Source organism: Croceitalea sp. MTPC5, from assembly GCF_036985505.1.
Lineage (GTDB): Bacteria > Bacteroidota > Bacteroidia > Flavobacteriales > Flavobacteriaceae > Croceitalea.
The window spans coordinates 43,824-64,207 of record NZ_BTGQ01000007.1 but is presented as its reverse complement, the minus strand read 5'-3'; the positions used below and the strand labels follow the sequence as shown (position 1 = coordinate 64,207).

Sequence of the window (20,384 nt, the reverse complement as noted above, 5' to 3'; positions counted from 1 at the left end):
AAAGGTCGCTATCTGATGACGCGTTGGCTGTTGTTCTCCCATTTCAGGTCGCTAAGAATAGAACTACTGATCCCAATAAAGAAGTCCCAACGTTCATTTCTACCAAAAGGCACCCAGTTGAAACGGAGGTCAAAACTTTTTAAGTTTCTGGTAAAGCCCAATTGGGTCTGGCTAAACCCCTGATTGACGAAGTCATATCCTGACGAGACCCGAACGTCCCATTTCGGGGTCAATGCCACGTTGCCCGAAAACATTAGCGAGGCGTTCGAAATTTCATTTTGTCGATTGGTGTTGGTATATCCGAGTGCAAACCGCATATTGATATCCCATGGTATATTGTTCGTGTATAAGGGGTTTTCAACATCGTCGTCATTTCTCGTGGATCCCCCACGATTATCGAATCCGAAGCCAAAAAGATCATCGGTACTTCCACCGCTGGCCGCCCGGTATTGGTCACTGACTTCCTCAGCCTCATCTTTCTGCCTACCTTCCCTTTTGAAGGTATCACTTCCAAACCCGTACGACAGGTTGAAGGATGCCCTGGTCAAACGCAATAGGCTACCCCCATTGTTGATGTTGAAGGTGTTGATGCGGGTTCCATTATTATCAATGGCATAGGGGTCTAAGGTTCCATTGAAGTTGATATTCATTTTATTGTTGAGGATAGTGGTACCACCCGTGAACCCGATGGGGGCAAGTTTCAACGAGTCTGCCTCAAAATTATATGCCGTACTGAAACTAAGGTTGTTCAAAATGGTGACCTTCTTTGGTTCTAAGGCCGTGGAATCTTTATCACGCACTTTAGCCTCTAGCGTGTTCTGAACCGTAAACGACAGGGAATTGGAACTATTTAGGCTAGGAGCCCCATTTAAGGTTCCCTCAAAAGGACTGTAAAGCACCTCTTCATTGTTATTATCAAGATAGGTCTCATAAAACTGCTCGAATGAGGGGGTATAGCCCCAACCTAGCTGGGGTCGTATCACATGTCGTATGGCCTGTATTTTTTTATCCTCACCAAAATTGAAGGTACCATATAGTGTTGTACCAATACTCGCGTTTAAACCATACTCATTGTATCGGGCGAAACCGTTCAAAGTATCTAAAATCACCTCACGATTCGATTCTTCACTCTCAACGCCACGTTCAAAGGTGTTTAGGGACCATACATCTTCATAATTTCCCCCAACGGAGATACTGAAATATTTGGCCACCTTAAAATTGGTGTTGAACGGTAACGAATGACGGGCCCCGACCCTGGCATCCTCAAAAACACGATTGGTAAATAGCAAGGAATCAGAGGTGCGGATCCTATTTTCTGCCCTTAGGTTATATTGAAAATTCAAATTTTGGATAATACCTTTCTTTATCCCGTCCCTTTTCGCGAAGGGGAAAATACGTTCCATACTGGCCTGTAAGGTCGGTAGGGTAAGATTGACCTCCCTAGTTTGGTTGTTTTGGTTATGTGTTGCCGTCAAACTTAGGTTCACCGATGGGTATTCAGGAAATGTCTTTGAATACGAGATGGAAGAAGACTGGTTGTTATTCTGTGTATTTTGAACGTTTATCTGACTGAACGAATTGGTGAAAAATTCACTACTGGCAATATTGACCGACGCGGAAAACCTCGAATTCGGATTGGCCTTTGCGTCTTGCGAGTGGCTTACTTGTAGGTTGTAGGTCGTATTTCGTGAAAAATCATCAAACCCCTTCTGACTAAAGACCTGATTTTCAAAACTAAAATTGATATTGCCTTGAAAACGGTACCGTTGTTTATAAATAGAACGTAACCTAAACCCGTAACTGCCATTGGTAAAATAATCGCCCATGATACTAAGGTCTACGTAGTCATTGATTGGAAAATAATACCCTCCATTTTGAACGGCAAAACCACGATTGGGATCTTGCGTAAATGTCGGGAATATCAATCCGGCAGTGCGCCCCGTCGTCAACGGAAAATATGCGAATGGTAAGGCAATAGGGGTCGGTACGTCAACCAAGTACATGTTACTATAACCAGCGATGATTTTTTTGCCAGGCACAAATTTGGCTTTTCGAATACGGATGTAATAGTCGGGGTCTAAGGTATCTTTTGAGGTCGTAAGTTTGCCATCTTTTAAAAAATAGACCGAGTCGTTCTCTTTTTTGGTCATCTCGGCCAAGACTTTCATTGATTCTGAACCGAGCGCTTTTTGTTCTGTGCGTGAATTCCAAATGAGGGCCTTTTGGGTATCAAAATTAAATCGAATGGAATCTGGAATCACTACTTGACTACCTTGTTTAAAATTGGGTAACTGCGAATAGACACCGGTCGAATCTTTTATTCTACCGGCATATACCTCGTTAGTTACATAATCCATGACGATAATACCCGCTTTTAGTTCGGTATCTTGATAATAGATTTCCGCTTCGTTGTATAGGTATATTTTGTTGTCTTTCTTGCTTAGCTTGACGTAATCTTTTGCCTTATACTTTATTTTATCAAGTAAAAGGGGCTTTTTATTGGGTAGGGAATCGACCTTGGTTGAATCTTTTGATTTTGTATCGACCAAGGGGCTTTCAACAAGTAACGTACTAGTTATGGAATCTTTTACGGCCTTGATGGGTAGCGGTACGATAGGGTCTTCTTGTGCCTTGATGCCGAGCGTCACAAAAACCAGTAGCAATGGTAAAAGATAGCGATGTTTGTTTGCTTGCAACGTGATAAATCCTATTTTTGTAGTAGGTTGGCTCAGTTTTTGAAGCTCAAACTTACATATATTTTTTATTCTGTTAATCCGACATTACCATAAATTTAACCTTGGGGAAGCACTAAAAATCAGCTGTTCTTATGATTAAAAATCGGTTCATTTTTGCCTTTTTACCCACTTTGGTATTTCTTTTTTCTTCCTTTATCAAAAATAATACCGAACTGACAAGCGAAGATAAGTTTGTCGTAGTTCTCGATGCAGGCCATGGGGGGCATGATCCCGGAAACCTAGGGAACGGCTATTTGGAAAAGGACATTGCACTTTCGATTGTTTTGGAAGTGGGCAGGATTTTGGAAAAGCACCCAGACATAGAGGTGATCTTTACTAGGGACGACGATACCTTTGTAGACCTGTTCAAAAGGGGTGAAATAGCAAATCAGGCCAATGCCGATTTGTTTGTTTCGGTGCATTGTGACTCACACAACTCCGATGCACATGGGGCCGGTACCTTCGTTTTGGGGCTTCATGCGAACAAACAGAACTTTGAGGTCGCCAAGAAAGAGAACTCGGTGATATACCTTGAGGATAACTATGAAAAAAAATATGCGGAATATGATATCAATTCCCCTGAATCGGTTATTGGGTTGACGATCATGCAAGAAGAATTTTTGGATCAAAGCATCGAATTGGCCAAGTTGTTACAAAAGAATTTTACGGCCGACTTAAAACGAAAAGACCGCAAAGTAAAGCAAGCTGGTTTTATCGTATTACACCAAACCTTTATGCCGAGCGTATTGATAGAGACCGGTTTTTTGACTAATAAGGCTGAAGGTAGTTATCTGAACTCCTCTAAAGGACAGAAAGATATGGGTGTCTCGATTGCCAATGCCATACTAAGTTATAAAGATGGTGTTAATGCCGAGCTTACCCCCATTGAAACTACGAAGCGTAACCCCATTGCCAATGAAGTGAAGGCTACCGAAAACGTTGAAATACCCGAACCTGAAATTAAAGAGCCCAATAAGCAAGTTGCTGACGTTGCAAAAGGGGAAAATGTCAAAAAAGAAGATAGTGATATAGTTGAAAAACCTAATGAGGATGCCAATACGGAAATAATTTTTAAGGTTCAAATAATGGCCAGTTCGAAGGCAATTGCATTGGAACCCTCTAACTTTAAAGGATTGGATACGATCTCAAAAGAATCGTTTAACGATTTGTATCGCTATATGTATGGCAATACCAGTACGTATGAAAAAGCTAAAGAGCTGAAATCCAATGCAGATGCGAAGGGTTATACTACTTCCTATATCGTAGCGTACAAGTCGGGTAAACGCATTCCTTTAAAAGAGGCTTTAAAATGAATGGATTAACCCTGACGCTTTGTTAAATTTATTCCTAATTTTGTTAGTAATCGTAAATCACACCTTTTGAAGTTATCTAGGGAAGTTAAGACTGGAATTTTAGTGTTGTTCGGAATTCTTGCAGTTATTTTTGGATTTGGGTATTTAAAATCTTCTTCACTTTTTGATAATTCCTCTACTTTTCATGCAGTGTATGATAATGTCGGGGGGTTGCAAATGGGCACGCAGGTTACAATCAATGGACTTGTCGTCGGCAATGTTCAAAGCATAAGGTTCAAGAACAATAAGTTTAAATCGGTAGTTACTTTTTCGGTAGATAAAGGATTCGATTTTTCTAGCAACAGTATTGCCGAGATTTATGATACCGGAATAATTGGGGGTAAGGGTGTACAGATTATTCCAGTCTTTGATGATAGCCCTATGGCTGTATCCGGTGATACGCTGAAATCACGTGTAAAGCCAGGGCTTACCGATTTGGTTCAAGAAAACCTTACTCCCCTGCAATTGAAAGTTGAGGGAGCGGTTACGAATGCCGACTCGTTATTAGTGCACGTGAATGATGTTCTAGACGCCCAAACAAGAAGGGAATTACGTCAAAGTATCTCAGGGTTGAACAAATTGATCTCGAGCTTTCAATCCAGTGCCAATACCATGAATACGGTTTTATCGGCCAATAAACCAGGGCTAGATAGTTCATTGAAGAATATCAATACCATTACCTCAAATTTTTCAAAACTTTCCAAAGAATTGGCCCAAACCGATATTGTCGGTACTTTCAAGAACCTACAAGGAACCGTCAACAAGCTAAATAAGGTATTGACCAAAATAGAAGAAGGTGAAGGTACCTTAGGTAAGTTGGCAAATGATGATGCACTGTACGAAAATCTTTCCAATGCCTCAAGGGAGCTTGATCTGTTATTACAAGATTTTAGGTTGAACCCCAAGCGATATGTCAACGTATCGGTTTTTGGTAAGAAACAAAAAGAATATGAGCTGCCTGAGAACGACCCAGCAGCCCAAAAAGAAAATTGATCTATGGAATACCTTCCCAATATACTCTTTGGTGTCATTCTATTCGGCGGTGTTGGTTATTTTGTGAGAAACGTTCAAAAACTGCAAAGGAACATCAAGCTTGGCAACGATGTGGATGTGAATGATAACAAAGCACAACGGTGGAAAAATATGCTCAAGATTGCTTTGGGACAGACAAAAATGGTTGTTCGCCCAATCGCGGGATTGATGCACATTATTGTTTATGTCGGTTTTGTCATTATCAATATCGAGGTATTGGAAATCATCATAGATGGATTGTTGGGCACACATCGAATTTTTGCCCCTTTAGGTATAGTATACGATTTTCTGATTGGTTCATTTGAGGTATTGGCATTATTGGTAATCATTGCCATAGTGGTTTTTTGGCTGCGCAGGAATGTTATTCGATTACAACGTTTTGTAAAACCGGAAATGGAAGGTTGGCCTAAAAAAGATGGCAATCTAATTCTATATATAGAATTGGTATTGATGTTCTTGTTTTTGACCATGAATGCTGCTGATTTTCAATTGCAGCAACTAGGCGCGGCACATTATGAACAAGCTGGGGCTTTTCCTGTGAGTCAATTTTTGCTCCCTATTTTTGACGGTATGTCGATTTCAACCGTGATTTTGATAGAACGTATCGCATGGTGGGCACATATTATCGGAATCTTATTTTTCTTGAATTACCTCTATTACTCGAAACATTTGCATATTCTTTTGGCTTTCCCAAATACCTACTACGGAAAATTAGGTCCCCAAGGAAAGTTCAGCAATGTCGAGGCGGTCACCGATGAGGTGAAATTGATGTTAGACCCCACAGCAGATCCTTTTGCGGCGCCAGCTGAAGATGCTGCCGAACCGGGTAAGTTCGGGGCGTCTGACGTAATGGATTTGAATTGGGTGCAGCTTTTAAATGCATATACATGCACGGAATGTGGCAGGTGTACCTCAGAATGCCCCGCAAGCCAAACAGGTAAAAAACTATCGCCCCGAAAGATAATGATGGATACTCGTGATCGATTGGAAGAAGTGGGTAAAAACATCGATGCGAATAAAGGTAAGTTCGTTCCAGATGGCAAACAATTGTTGGATGATTATATTACGAAAGAAGAACTTTGGGCATGTACCACATGTAACGCTTGTGTTCAGGCATGTCCCGTCAGTATAGACCCCTTATCCATCATTGTTGAAATGCGTAGGTATTTGGTTATGGAACAATCTGCAGCACCAACGGAATTAAACAATATGATGTCAAATATCGAAAACAATGGGGCACCTTGGCCCTATAATCAAATGGATCGATTGAATTGGGTAAACGAATAATTATAGTCTTATGAGTGAAGCACTTGTGGTAAAAACCATGGAAGAATTTGTTGCCCAAGGCAAACAACCCGAAATATTATTTTGGGTAGGTTCTGCAGGGAGCTACGACGATAGGGCCAAGAAGATTTCAAGGGCATTTGTAAAAATATTGAATAAGGCCAGTGTGGACTTTGCGGTTTTAGGATCGGAAGAAAGCTGTACCGGTGATGTTGCCAAAAGGGCCGGTAATGAGTTTTTGTTCCAAATGCAGGCCATGATGAATATTGAAGTGTTGAACGGTTATGAAATAAAGCGTATCGTTACTTGTGACCCACACTCTTTCAATACGTTGAAAAATGAATACCCAAGCTTGGGTGGAAAGTATGATGTAGTGCATCATACCCAGTATATCAAAGAGTTATTGGATAGTGGTCGTTTGTCATTAGAGGGACGGGTTTATAAGGAAAAACGAATTACGTTTCACGACCCGTGCTATTTAGGTAGGGCAAACGCCGTTTATGATGCACCCAGGGAAATACTCAAAAAGACCAATGCCGATATCGTAGAAATGAAAAGGCATAAAAAAACGGCCTTGTGTTGTGGTGCCGGAGGTGCACAAATGTTTAAAGAGCCCGAAAAGGGTGATATGGATATAAATGTATTGCGAACAAAAGACGCTTTAGAGACCAATCCCAATATCATAGCCACCGGTTGTCCCTATTGCAATACGATGATGACCGATGGTATTAAAGCCCATGAAAAAGAAGCTAGTATCGCCGTTTTGGATGTAGCGGAATTAATTGCAAACTCCATTTAAATGTTAGTTGATTTTCAATCGTTACCCGATACATCCCGAATATGGATCTATCAATGCAATAGGACTTTTTCTGATGAGGAAGTCGTTGAGGTTAAAAATGGACTGTCCGGTTTTTTAGAAGAATGGACGGCACATGGAAGTAGTCTACGAGCGGCGTATGAATTACGATACAACCGCTTCATTGTAATTGGTCTTGATCAATCCATGGCTAGCGCTTCGGGCTGTTCTATTGATGCCTCAGTACATTTCATTCAATCATTGGAGGAGAAATTCAAAGTCGATCTTTTAGATAAGATGAATGTTTCGTACAAGCAAGGTGAGTATATCGCGTACAAAAACTTAAAGGATTTTAAAAAAATGGCCAAAGACAGGGCCGTTTCAAAGAACACGATTGTTTTTAACAACTTGGTTGCTACCAAACAAGAGTACCTTGAGAATTGGGAGGTACCCGCCTCTGAAAGCTGGCATGCACGCTTTATGTGAATTTTATCCTAAAAACCTTGATATTCCCTTTGTTTTATGAATTTCTTCGATGAAATACAATATTTTTAACTGCAATAAGTTGATTCCCTAGACGATTTAGTATGCGGAGAAATTTTTACTTAGCCTTTTTCTTATTGATTCCTTTTATTGCCCTGGCACAAGTCAACCCTTTGTACACAACGGATATTTTGGCGCAACAAAGTTGGGTAGATGCGAGGTACGCCGCCATGTCATTGGAAGAACGTATCGGGCAACTTTTTATGGTAAGCGTAGCATCAAGTCAAAATAAATCCGCAACGGAAAAAGTCGGGCAACTGATAAAGGAACACCATATAGGGGGGGTTATTTTTTCAACAGGCGGACCCGTACGTCAGGCAAAACTGACCAATACCTATCAAAAAACCTCAAAAACACCGTTGTTGATAGGTATGGATGCCGAATGGGGGTTGGCAATGCGATTAGATTCGACATATGCTTTTCCATGGAATATGACCTTGGGGGCAATTCAAAACGATAGCATTGTGGAAAAGGTAGGGCGTCGAATTGGAGAACACGCGAAGCGATTGGGGGTTCATATCAATTTTGCTCCCGATGTTGACATCAATATCAATCCTAAAAATCCCATCATCGGTAATCGTTCTTTTGGGGAAGACCGAGAGAATGTAACCAGAAAGGGCATTGCGTTTATGAAGGGACTCGAAAGCGCTGGGGTTTTGTCATCAGGAAAACACTTTCCGGGTCATGGTGACACTGCTACGGATTCACATCATGCATTACCTTATTTAGATTTTACGAAAGAACGTTTAGATAGTATTGAGATGTATCCTTATCGCCAGTTGATAAAGGCAGGACTGAGCAGCGTTATGGTAGCCCATTTGAATATACCGAGCTTAGAAAGTCGTGAAGGCTTTCCGTCTTCCTTATCAAAACCAATCATAACCGAGAAACTCAAGAACGAATTGGGTTTCGAAGGTCTGGTGTTTACTGATGCCTTGAATATGAAGGCGGTTTCAGAATTCGCCCCTGAGGGTGAAGTGGAGCTTTCCGCTTTTCTCGCAGGAAACGATTTGTTGTTAATGCCGGTAGACCTGATGAATGCCAAGAATAAGCTATTACAGGCATATCGAGAGGGAAGAATTACCGAAGAACGCCTATCGGAATCCGTAAAGAAAATTTTGATGGCAAAATATAAGGTCGGCTTGAATGATTACCGACCAATTAAATTAGATGGTCTTTACCATGACTTGAATACGGTAAAAGATGATCTAGTTTACGAGAGTGCCATTGAAAATGCCATTACCGTGGTTAAAAACCGGTTTTCATTACTGCCTATGCGAAAATTGGAGAAAAAGAAAATCGCATACGTAAGATTTGGGGAGGAATCAGGGGAACATTTTTTGAACACCTTAAAAAGATATGGTGAGGTAACCGAGATCTCGGCTAAGGATGTTGCTTCGTATAAAGAAAAATTGAAGCAGTTTAATTTAGTGATCATTGGGCTTCATAAGAGTAATGAAAGCCCTTGGAAAGCCCATAAGTTTTCTGCAAATGAACTTTTTTGGCTTCAAGAAATTTCTAGGATGCGAACCAGTAATACCATTTTGGCCGTGTTCACAAAACCTTACGCCTTGTTGGATGTCATTAATTTTGATCAAATTGATGCCGTTATCGTTGGCTATCAAAATAGTAGGGTCGCCCAAGAGAAAACGGCACAGGCGATTTTTGGGGCCATTGCCGTGAATGGAAGACTTCCGGTTTCGGCAAATTCGATTTTTCCCGTTAATTCAGGAGAGCATGTTAAAGGGATAGCCAGATTAGGCTACAGTATTCCGGAACGTGTTGGGTTGGATTCCAAAAAATTGACTGGAGTGGATAGTCTTGTGCAAATGGGGATAGATTCCATGATGTTTCCCGGTGCACAGGTATTGGTCGCCAAAAAGGGGAAAATCATTTACAACAAGAGTTTTGGCAAACCAACATACAATTCGAAAGATAGCGTTAGCAAAGAGCACTTGTATGATTTGGCCTCATTGACCAAAATTTTGGGAACACTTCCATTGATCATGAAAATGGAAGAGGAGAACAAATTGAGGTTGAATGATACCTTTCAAGATTTAATACCCGAATATAAAGACTCTGACCTTAAAAATGTTACTGTTTTAAAAGCCTTATCGCATTATGGGCGCTTGCCCGCGTGGATTGCTTTTTATGTCAGCACCCTAAATGAGGATAGAAGGCCATCCCAAGAGTTTTATAAAAATGTTCCTACTGAAGAGTATTCCATAAAAGTATTTGATGGTATGTATTTGACGAATGTATACCAAGACTCGATATACAATCGTATAGGTCGACAAGAGTTGAAATCGAACCGTTATCGTTACAGTGATGTTGCTTATTATGTGTTTAAAAAGTATATCGAAGACACCTATCAAAATGACTTGGACGTTCTGGCCAATGATTTTCTGTATAAATCACTCGGAGCCACAAGAACGACCTATAATCCTATTAATAGGCATAAGAAATCAGAGATAATCCCCACCGAGGAAGATAATTATTTCAGGTATCAAACGGTTCAAGGGTATGTTCATGATATGGGTGCGGCCATGCAGGGTGGGGTAGGTGGTCACGCCGGACTTTTCAGCAATGCCAATGATGTGGCCAAAATAATGCAGATGTACCTGCAAGGCGGCTATTACGGTGGCGAACGCTTTTTAGAGTCAAGAACCATTAAAAAGTTCAATACCTGTTATTTTTGTCATGAAGATGTTCGAAGGGGGGTGGGCTTTGATAAGCCCCAGCTGAAAGACAAAGGACCGACCTGTGGTTGTGTTTCCCCTAAAAGTTTTGGACATAGTGGCTTTACTGGAACCTATACTTGGGCGGATCCCGAAGAAGAGTTGGTCTATGTCTTCCTATCAAATCGCACCTATCCTACGATGACCAACAATCTCTTGGTGAAATCCGGCCTTCGAACACGGATCCAACAAGTGATTTATGATTCCATTATCAATTAATCCATTAATAATAGCCTAATTTTAACCTTATGAAAATAGCTATCGTTTGTTATCCAACTTTTGGTGGAAGCGGGGTCGTTGCAACGGAATTAGGTATTGCCCTGGCAGAACGGGGACATGAAATACATTTTGTCACTTATCGTCAACCCGTAAGGCTAGAGCTTTTAAGCAATAATATTCACTTTCATGAGGTCCATGTACCCGAATATCCCTTATTCAGGTATCAACCTTACGAATTGGCGCTATCTAGCAAGTTGGTAGATACCATTAAGCTTTACAATATTGAGGTGTTGCATGTACATTATGCCATACCCCATGCCTATGCGGGCTATATGGCCAAGAAAATGTTGAAAGAAGAAGGGATATACATTCCTATGATAACAACGCTTCATGGCACTGATATTACTTTAGTAGGCAATCACCCTTTTTACAAACCTGCGGTCACTTTTAGCATTAATAAATCAGATGTGGTTACCTCGGTTTCTGAGGATTTAAAACGCAAGACGCTTGACATTTTTAAGGTTGAACAAGATATTTCGGTGATACCGAATTTTATTGATAGCAATAAATACAGTTCAGGCTATACCGATTGCCAACGTTCGCTAATGGCAAGGGAAGATGAAAAGATAATAACGCATATCAGTAATTTCAGGAAGGTAAAACGAATCCCTGATGTTGTGAAGATATTCTTTGAGGTCCAAAAAAAGGTGGCTTCGAAACTTATTATGGTCGGGGAGGGACCTGAAAAAGAACATGCCGAATTGCTATGTGAAGAACTAGGTATAATGGATAAAGTGCTTTTTCTGGGTAACAGTAATGAAATAGATCGTATTTTATGTTTTTCAGATTTGTTCTTATTACCATCGGAATCAGAGAGTTTCGGTTTAGCGGCTTTAGAGGCCATGATCAACAGGGTGGCTGTAATTTCAAGTAATACAGGGGGTATTCCAGAAGTAAACCAGCATGGGGTAACCGGATTTTTAAGTGAAGTAGGCGACGTCAAGGACATGTCGAACAATGCAATCAAGCTTTTAAGCAATGAAAAGCTTTTACAAGAGTTTAAGCAGAATGCACGTCATGTGGCATCGAATTTTGATATTCTGAACATCCTTCCACTATATGAAGAAGTATATGAAAAAGCCTATAAGTCGCGTTATAAGACTTCCTATTAAAAATTGGGTACTGTTTTCTTTACATTTCGTGTTCTTTGCTGTTTGTTGTAAAAGCCAAAAGTTGGATGAAACGGAAAAAACGAATGAAAAAGGTATCGTATTGGCCCCATTGGTTGAAGATTCCTATTACACCCCTGATAGTCTGCAGACCTTGGTCATCACCGATTTTAAATCGTTGAATGATTTTTTTAGGAAAGTGAACCAGACCAGGAAACCGGGTATTCCAGTTCCCAATATTGATTTTTCTAAAGAAGTGGTCGTTCTTGCCTATGGAGGGGCACATCAAAACGTTAAAAGATTATTTTTAACTAAGGAAGGGGAAACTGAGGATACAATCACAATTGTAGTTAGGGCAGAGCCCAATGAACCAAGTAATACTGCTATTTCTCACCCATTTTGTCTTTATAAAATGGTAAAAAATCGTAAGTCTATTTCTTTTATTAAACGATAGGCGCCTATTTTCTTTGGGCAACTAATCGAGAATACCTGCCTTTAAAAGTACATTTTCATCCAATACGCCATTTTGCATTACATTTGCTCCGGTAATCCCCAAATTACACGATTATGAGGTTAGAAAAGCTTTTGATGCTTGGCGTTGTTTTATTAGCAACTGACTTAAGTCACTCCCAAGATGTGAAAATCACTAAAAAAGACAGTATTGTCTTAAGTTCTTGGATTTTTGGAGTTGGATTTAATGCCGTTGATGATGCGGGTTCTGAATTTTCCGATGTATTCAATTTCAGTGATAATTGGAATATAGTCCCTTTCCCATCTCGATTAAGTATCGGTAAGTATTTCAAAAGCGGTTTGGGATTGGAAGCGATAGGTGCCTTTAACCGCTATCAAGAGGGTAATATCGTAGATGGGGATATTCTCATGGAAGATATTAATTATTATGCCCTTGATATCAGGGCAAACTATGACCTGAACAAAATTATTGGAGAAACGGGGTGGTTTGATCCCTATGTAGGGGTCGGTATTGGCTACACCGATGCCAATAACCAAGGTCGCGGAACGTACAATGCCAATATTGGTTTCAGAACATGGTTCTCTGATAAATGGGGACTGGATTTTAGTTCTATGGGTAAGTGGACGATGAACTCAGAAAACTCTACCAACCATATTCAACATGCGGCTGGTGTGGTATATCGATTTGGAATTGAGAAGGGTTTATCCAGTAAAGGAGAAGAAAAACTTACCTTGCTTGAAGAACTTGAAAAAGAACAACAACGAGTACAAGATTCCATAGCGGAAGTTGCTAGAGCAGAGCGAGAAGCAAAAGAGCTTGCAGATCGCTTAAAAAGGGAACGAGAAGCTGCAAAACTTGCCGAATTAGAAAAGAAAAGACTTGAAGAAGAAGAGGCTAAACGGAGTTTGGTCGAAAAAGAAATCAGTGCATTGGGTCTTGTGTATTTTGATTTGAATTCCTCATATTTAAATACCCAGGATAAGGTATTGTTGGATAAACTTACCAAGATTTTGAATGAAAACCCTTCTTTGATTTTGAAAATAGCCTCGCATACGGATGCCCGGGGATCTGACAAGTACAATTTATGGTTATCAGAGCGGCGTGTCAAACGCACTATAGATTATTTGACGGCAAATGGGGTGGCCGTTAATAGGTTGCAGGGCGAAGCCAAAGGCGAAGAAGAGTTGACTAATGATTGTGATGATGGGGTGTATTGTACCGAAGAAAAACACGGTAAAAATAGAAGGTCCGAATTCGGAGTAATTTGGGCCCAAGACTAACTATATTGTTAACAAATCTTTGATGATCAACTTGAAAACCAATACAAAAAAATCAAAATCAATGTCTGATTTACTGGACATTGCCATTCTAGCGTCAATAGAAGCGGGTAAAGAAATCCTGAAAATATATGAGGACGATAAGATAAGCTTTGAGGGCAAAAAGGATGATTCACCACTTACACAGGCTGATTTAAACTCCAATTCAGTTATCATGGGTTTCCTTGATAATACAGGAATTCACATAATAAGTGAGGAAAACAAGGAAGTTGATTTTTCAACTAGAAAAGATTGGGGCACATGTTGGGTGGTAGATCCACTAGATGGTACCAAGGAGTTCATAAAGAAGAATGGTGAGTTTACAGTGAATATTGCACTTGTCGAGAATGGCAACCCTATATTGGGAGTGATTTATGTTCCTGTTTCTAGGGAACTTTACTTTTCGCATGCTAAAATGGACGGGGCGTCAAAAGTGATACTTGATGAAAATCATAACATTAAAGGAGCGCTGTTTGATATCAAAAATAAAATATCACCTTCAATGGGTGTTGGCGGTACAATAAGGGTTGTGGGCAGTCGATCTCATATGAATGAGGATACGGCGAATTTTGTAAATCATTTAAAGTCAAAATACGGGAACGTAGAAATTGTATCAAAGGGAAGCTCACTTAAATTTTGCCTAGTGGCAGAGGGTAAAGCAGACATTTATCCGAGATTTGCACCTACCATGGAATGGGATACTGCCGCGGGTCAAGCGATTTGTAGTGCCGTCGGTCTTAAAGTAATTGCCCAAGACACAAACCGTTCCCTGTTATACAACAAAGAGAATCTTTTGAACCCATATTTCCTGGTTAGTAACTGATGGCTAAGATTTCGTACAAAAGACACCTTGCGAAAACCATTACCTGGCGAATTCTGGGTACAATGGACACCATTGTTATTTCATGGATAATTACCGGTAATCCATTGACAGGTTTGAAAATTGGTTCCGCTGAAGTTTTTACCAAAATGGTACTTTATTATTTTCATGAGCGCCTTTGGATAAGAATTCCCATACCAGAAAGTAAAAGAAGGCATTTGGCCAAAACATTTTCATGGCGTTTTATTGGCACTATGGATACCATTTTACTTTCATGGTTAATCTCAGGAAATCCGATGGTAGGGTTGAAAATAGGTGGTTTTGAGGTTATTTCTAAAATGGTTCTTTATTATGTTCATGAAAGAATTTGGTATCGATTGAATTTTGGTCTTATCAAGAGGAGATTGAAAAAAATGAGGTCAAAGACCGTCTCTACCTTTAAAAAGCAAAAAATAAAATCAAAGGATAAGGATGACCAAGTTAAAACTTCTAATTTTGGACCTAAAATTAGTTAGATCATGAGTAACAATATAATTCCCCATACTTATAAAATATCGAGAACTGAAAGACAAAAACTTCATGGGCACAGTTCTTTTTTAATTTTTTTTACAGGTCTTTCGGGATCTGGAAAATCAACAATTGCAAATGCCGTGGAACAAAGATTACATGATAATGGTATTCATACTTACACTTTAGACGGTGATAATATTAGAAGTGGTATTAATAAAAACCTTTCTTTTAGCCCTGAAGATAGAACTGAAAATATAAGGAGGATTTCTGAAATATCTAAGTTGTTCATAGATGCAGGCTTAGTGGTCTTGGCTGCATTCGTGGCTCCGTATGAAAAAGATAGAAAAGCCATAAGGCATGCAGTTGGAACTGAGAACTATGTTGAGGTTTTTGTTAATACAAGTCTTGAAGTGTGTGAGCGACGTGATGTGAAAGGGCTATATGCCAAGGCAAGGCGAGGAGAGATTTCGAATATGACTGGAATATCAGCTCCATATGAAACCCCAAAAAGTCCTCATGTGGAAGTTACTGAGAACAACTCAATTGAAGAATCAGTTGAAATGATATACAAAGCGATTGAAAAACACTTAAAATAAAAATATGAACGAGTACAATTACTCATTGAACTATATTGATGAGCTTGAATCAGAGGCAATATATGTTTTGCGAGAGGTATGGGCGCAGTTTCAAAAGCCTGTTATTCTTTTTTCAGGAGGAAAAGATTCCATTGTTGTAACCCATTTGGCGAAAAAAGCATTTCATCCATGTAAGATTCCATTTGCATTAATGCACGTTGATACCGGGCATAATTTTCCTGAAACCATCAAGTTTCGAGATGATCTTATTGATGAATTGGGTGCCCGTTTAATTGTAGGTTCTGTTCAAGAATCGATAGATCAAGGAAGGGTTGCTGAAGAAAAAGGTAAAAATGCGACCCGTAATGCCCTTCAGATTACCACACTTCTTGATGCAATAGAATCTAACAAAATAGATTGTGCCATAGGAGGCGGAAGGCGGGATGAAGAAAAAGCGAGGGCTAAAGAACGATTCTTCTCCCATCGAGATGATTTTGGCCAGTGGGATCCAAAAAATCAAAGGCCCGAGCTTTGGAATCTCTTCAATGGAAAATATTTTGAAGGAGAACATTTTAGGGTCTTTCCCATTAGCAATTGGACAGAAATGGATGTTTGGAATTACATACTTAGAGAGAAAATACAAGTCCCTTCATTGTATTTGGCCCATGAGCGCCAAGTTGTATGGAGAAACGACTCATGGATACCAAAATCCGAATTTCTGATTTTAGAGGATAATGAAAAAATCGAAACCAAGAAAATACGTTTCAGGACCCTTGGCGATATCACCATTACCGGAGGTATTGAATCTGACGCGGATACCCTTGAAAAAGTAGTGGAAGAAGTGTCAGCAATGCGCCAAACCGAAAGGGGCAATAGATCTGATGACAAAAGATCGGAGACAGCTATGGAGGACCGCAAAAAACAAGGTTATTTTTAGAAAATTGAAATAAATACTATGAGCATACACGATAACCAATTACTAAGATTTACAACTGCCGGAAGTGTTGATGATGGTAAAAGCACCCTTATTGGACGTCTGCTTTATGATTCAAAATCAATATTTGAAGACCAACTGGAAGCTATAGAAAATACGAGTAAACAAAAAGGCCATGAAGGTGTGGATTTGGCACTTTTTACAGATGGATTGAGAGATGAACGGGAACAGGGTATTACCATTGATGTTGCCTACCGTTATTTTACCACGCCAAAGCGAAAGTTTATAATTGCCGATACACCAGGACATATTCAATATACACGGAATATGGTCACTGGGGCTTCTACGGCTAATGCAGCTATCATCTTGGTTGATGCCCGGCATGGGGTGATAGAGCAAACAAAAAGGCACGTTTTCATAGCTTCATTGCTTCAAATCCCGCACTTGATTGTATGTATTAATAAAATGGACTTGGTCGATTTTAAAGAAGAAGCATACAATAAAGTTTTAAAACAATTTGAGGATTTTTCCACGAAATTATTGGTAAAAGATGTTAGGTTTATACCTATAAGTGCCCTTTTGGGGGATAATGTGGTCAATCGTTCAGAAAATATGGCGTGGTACAAAGGGGCACCACTCCTTCATACCCTTGAAACACTTCATATCAGTAGCGATATCAATAAAGTGGATTCCCGATTTCCAGTGCAGACCGTATTACGTCCCCAACGTGACGGATTTATAGATTATCGCGGTTATGCTGGACGTATAACCAGTGGGATTTTTAGAACTGGAGAGCCCATAACAGTACTTCCATCAGGGTTTACCTCTACGATAAAAGCGATAGAAGGTCCTGCAGGGGAGATTGAGGAAGCATTTGCCCCTATGTCGGTGTCTATTACGTTGGAAGATGATATTGACATTGCAAGAGGGGACATGATTGTTAGGTCAAAAAATATGCCTGAACCATCTCAGGAAATGGAAGTAATGCTCTGTTGGTTAAATAGTGAAACTGCTAAACCTAGAACAAAGTATACGGTAAAGCATACAACAAATGAACAGACTGCAATAATCAAAGAAGTAATTTATAAAATCGATATAAATTCACTGGGACGTAAGTTTGATGATAAAGAATTACGGATGAACGATATTTGTAAAGTAAAAATAAGAACGGTAAAACCCCTGATGATAGATTCTTATAGGGATAACAGGATAACGGGAAGTATTATTTTGATTGATGAAAATACGAATGAAACAGTGGCAGCTGGTATGGTGGTATAATCTTAGCCTATAATACAATACATTTATGGTAATCAAAGTCCGATGATATAATTACCCTATTGTAGGTTGAAGAATGTAGATGCATTTTTTAAAGACGGGTTCTAATGAGAATAGATACTTTCTATCTTTCTTTCTAAAATGGAAAAAAAATGCTTTGTCTTGGTTCTTACATTAAATTACGATGTGTTAAATTACTTTAATTTCGTATTGCTTTAAATGTGCGTGAAAGCCACAATTAGTGTCATTTAACGAACGAGGGATATGGCAAAAAATTCTCTATGAGGGGTATCACTTTTTTTGGGTTTCGATTATTTACAAAAGGGATATTGGAAGCGTTTTAACTCAATTACTGTAATGAATTGAAAACTCGTCTTTGATAAATGCAGTTGGAACCAATACATATTTTCCTAGCCTTCTGAAGAATGTCTGGATGGATTTCCTGCTAAAGTCGTTGATACTTATTCTTTTTCTCATTTCCTCATGATCAAGTACATGATTTGTCCCATTGAGCATACTATATAGGGCACCAGGAAACGGAAGTGGGATTAAGGATAGATTGCCATCAAAAATTGTTCTTTCATGATCAAACCAGAAGTTTTCGCCATACATAAAATCGACAAGATGAGGTTTTATGATTACACAAGAACCACAAAGCGTGTTGAAATTTTTTAAGTTCAAAAACGTATATTTTTTGCCTTCGGGGTATAGATATCCTTTTTTCACATACCAACCGGCAGTTGATGCTTTTGTGTTTTTAGCAACAAAATCACATATTTTATTACTTATACAATCATCAGAGTCAACTGTCATTATATATGACGCACCTTTACTTTTGGCATAATCAACGGCAAATTTTATTTTTCTGCCCTTATCCGCTTCTTTTACCCACCTATCTGATGCCTCATTTTTCAATATAGGCGGTTGAAAGTCCACCTGTAAAAATTTTACTCTTGAATTACTAGTAAACTCCGTTTCAGGTATTTCATGACATGCCACGATGACATTGAAATTTTCATTTGACTGATTGCAAACGGAATTTAAGGTTCGGTTCAAAAGACGTGTGACAGAAGTCCAGTCAGAAGTCACAGTTTTACTTCTAAGGGGTACAATAAATGTCAGCATAGGAAAGTAATCTCTTTACGGTAAAAAAACGTTATTTATGACCCATTATTGTTGTGTTTCATGAAGAACTAAAAAAAGCAATCCCAATCAATCTAAACTTTGGTTCCCTTGACGCGCTAACAAAAAATCATAAGCATATTTAACCTTAAACCAACCTTGATGACTTTTCGTAACACTGGGTTTTTTCATTTTGCCGAAAACACTGTCTCTTTTCAATTGTGTGCCACTCAATGGTGCAAAGGCCATCTCCTATTATCAGATTCCCAGAATGCCTTAATCATGATAAAATTAGGTTTTCTATTTTGATATTTACGGCTTTTAATAGATTTTTATTCGATTAAATTCCACAATTAAGCGAACTGCAAAAATTAATTTCAACATACACTTGTCGCTCCAAGGAGTTCCTTTTTTGATTTTCATATGCGCTTGTTTAAACTACTTCAGACCATGGGACTTAAAATTCGTGCTAAAAAGAGGAACGTTATTTTTCGAAAAACAGGGGACAGTTCGAAATACCCTACATATAAATCTGCCTCCGGTCCATTTTTTTAAAAATGTAAGTAAACATGGAATGGTCTTGGAACTAGTCAGAACAATTCAATTTATAATAAAGGACGAGTAATCATTTTATCCAATTATTGGAGTTAATGATATATTAGTTACCCAACCCAACACATTATGAACATCCCTTAGTATTTTTTACATGGGTTTTAATCTTGATTAGTATCAATTATTGATTGAAGAGCTGTTTACCGAAATAATCTACATTTTAAAGTACTTTGCTTGTGCGATTTTTTTTTTGGCGTAATTTTACGTCCGAATGGAAATTTGAAAATAACCGTAGATATGGTTGATATAAAATTTTTAAACATACTCGTTAGTCATGTATCATCATTTGATTAAGCCTTTTTTCGATTATTTGTTTGCATTACTTCTTCTGTTGATTTCTTTACCCTTTTTCGTAATTATAACAACGATTCTATTTGTAAATAATGGTGGAAGACCATTTTTTGTGCAAGCTCGTGGCGGTAAGGGACAGAGTGTCTTCAATATTATTAAGTTCAGGACGATGAACAATAAAAAAGACGTAAATGGGCAATTATTACCAGATAGCGAACGCTTGTCTAAACTGGGTAGTTTTGTCAGGAAAATGTCTTTTGATGAACTACCACAATTATTTAATATTTTGAAAGGTGATATGAGCTTGGTTGGGCCTAGACCCCTAACTGCTGAGTATCTTGGTACGTACAATGACTTTCAAAAGCAAAGACATAATGTAAAACCAGGAATTACTGGTTGGGCGCAGATTAATGGTAGAAACAACCTTAATTGGACCAAAAAATTCGAACTTGATGTTTGGTATGTTGACAATGCCAATTTTTTTCTGGACTTGAAAATACTCTTTTTAACAGGGGTTAAAATTTTTAAATTCTCGGATGTAAATATGGATGGTCAAGCCACTGCGGTATTTTTTAATGGAAAAAATTAA

Annotated in this window: 17 protein-coding genes; 15 read left to right on the top strand and 2 right to left on the bottom strand. The window is 39.0% G+C overall.

The window, feature by feature from the left end; genetic code table 11:
- Positions 1-8: 8 nt before the first annotated feature.
- Positions 9-2,696 carry a putative LPS assembly protein LptD gene (locus tag AACM45_RS18500; protein WP_339144509.1) on the bottom strand — a complete coding sequence of 896 codons (2,688 nt, stop codon included), beginning with the start codon at positions 2,694-2,696 and terminating at the stop codon, positions 9-11.
- Positions 2,697-2,827: 131 nt separating this feature from the next.
- On the opposite strand from AACM45_RS18500, the gene AACM45_RS18495 reads away from it, so the two are divergent.
- From AACM45_RS18495 to AACM45_RS18430, 14 genes are all read left to right on the top strand, one after another.
- The gene (locus AACM45_RS18495; RefSeq protein WP_339144507.1) at positions 2,828-4,048 is read left to right on the top strand and encodes an N-acetylmuramoyl-L-alanine amidase family protein; all 1,221 of its coding nucleotides are present in this window, start codon (positions 2,828-2,830) and stop codon (positions 4,046-4,048) included.
- Between the two features lie 66 nt (positions 4,049-4,114).
- A complete protein-coding gene (locus AACM45_RS18490; protein WP_339144506.1) occupies positions 4,115-5,080 on the top strand; it encodes an MlaD family protein in 966 nt (321 codons plus the stop codon).
- Positions 5,081-5,083: 3 nt separating this feature from the next.
- The gene (locus tag AACM45_RS18485) at positions 5,084-6,406 is read left to right on the top strand and encodes a (Fe-S)-binding protein (protein ID WP_339144504.1); all 1,323 of its coding nucleotides are present in this window, start codon (positions 5,084-5,086) and stop codon (positions 6,404-6,406) included.
- 10 nt (positions 6,407-6,416) lie between these two features.
- Positions 6,417-7,202, top strand: coding sequence for a (Fe-S)-binding protein (locus tag AACM45_RS18480; RefSeq protein WP_339144502.1), 786 nt, complete (start codon positions 6,417-6,419; stop codon positions 7,200-7,202).
- Positions 7,203-7,685 carry an ABC transporter ATPase gene (locus AACM45_RS18475; RefSeq protein ID WP_339144500.1) on the top strand — a complete coding sequence of 161 codons (483 nt, stop codon included), beginning with the start codon at positions 7,203-7,205 and terminating at the stop codon, positions 7,683-7,685.
- A gap of 101 nt (positions 7,686-7,786) precedes the next feature.
- A complete protein-coding gene (locus AACM45_RS18470) occupies positions 7,787-10,699 on the top strand; it encodes a glycoside hydrolase family 3 N-terminal domain-containing protein (protein ID WP_339144498.1) in 2,913 nt (970 codons plus the stop codon).
- Between the two features lie 29 nt (positions 10,700-10,728).
- Positions 10,729-11,871: an N-acetyl-alpha-D-glucosaminyl L-malate synthase BshA gene (bshA, locus tag AACM45_RS18465; RefSeq protein ID WP_339144497.1), complete on the top strand. Its 1,143-nt coding sequence runs from the start codon at positions 10,729-10,731 to the stop codon at positions 11,869-11,871.
- Positions 11,872-11,932: 61 nt separating this feature from the next.
- Complete coding sequence (locus AACM45_RS18460; protein ID WP_339144495.1) at positions 11,933-12,322, top strand: hypothetical protein; 390 nt, start codon at positions 11,933-11,935, stop codon at positions 12,320-12,322.
- A 113-nt stretch (positions 12,323-12,435) separates the two neighbouring features.
- Positions 12,436-13,620, top strand: coding sequence for an OmpA family protein (locus AACM45_RS18455; RefSeq protein ID WP_339144494.1), 1,185 nt, complete (start codon positions 12,436-12,438; stop codon positions 13,618-13,620).
- A 61-nt stretch (positions 13,621-13,681) separates the two neighbouring features.
- Positions 13,682-14,479 (top strand): 3'(2'),5'-bisphosphate nucleotidase CysQ, encoded by a 798-nt coding sequence (gene cysQ / locus AACM45_RS18450; protein ID WP_339144493.1) that lies wholly within the window; start codon positions 13,682-13,684, stop codon positions 14,477-14,479.
- The gene (locus AACM45_RS18445) at positions 14,479-14,991 is read left to right on the top strand and encodes a DUF2061 domain-containing protein (RefSeq protein ID WP_339144492.1); all 513 of its coding nucleotides are present in this window, start codon (positions 14,479-14,481) and stop codon (positions 14,989-14,991) included. The genes cysQ and AACM45_RS18445 overlap by 1 nt, the downstream gene beginning before the upstream one ends.
- A 3-nt stretch (positions 14,992-14,994) precedes the next feature.
- Positions 14,995-15,582 (top strand): adenylyl-sulfate kinase, encoded by a 588-nt coding sequence (gene cysC, locus AACM45_RS18440; RefSeq protein ID WP_339144491.1) that lies wholly within the window; start codon positions 14,995-14,997, stop codon positions 15,580-15,582.
- Positions 15,583-15,586: 4 nt separating this feature from the next.
- Positions 15,587-16,498, top strand: coding sequence for a sulfate adenylyltransferase subunit CysD (gene cysD, locus AACM45_RS18435; protein WP_339144490.1), 912 nt, complete (start codon positions 15,587-15,589; stop codon positions 16,496-16,498).
- Between the two features lie 18 nt (positions 16,499-16,516).
- Positions 16,517-17,773, top strand: coding sequence for a sulfate adenylyltransferase subunit 1 (locus tag AACM45_RS18430; RefSeq protein ID WP_339144489.1), 1,257 nt, complete (start codon positions 16,517-16,519; stop codon positions 17,771-17,773).
- A 342-nt stretch (positions 17,774-18,115) separates the two neighbouring features.
- Here AACM45_RS18430 and AACM45_RS18425 read toward each other — a convergent pair whose 3' ends face one another.
- On the bottom strand, positions 18,116-18,895 hold the full coding sequence (locus tag AACM45_RS18425; RefSeq protein WP_339144487.1) for a hypothetical protein: 780 nt from the start codon (positions 18,893-18,895) through the stop codon (positions 18,116-18,118).
- 883 nt (positions 18,896-19,778) lie between these two features.
- Between AACM45_RS18425 and AACM45_RS18420 the strand changes: the two genes are divergently transcribed.
- Complete coding sequence (locus AACM45_RS18420; protein WP_339144485.1) at positions 19,779-20,384, top strand: sugar transferase; 606 nt, start codon at positions 19,779-19,781, stop codon at positions 20,382-20,384.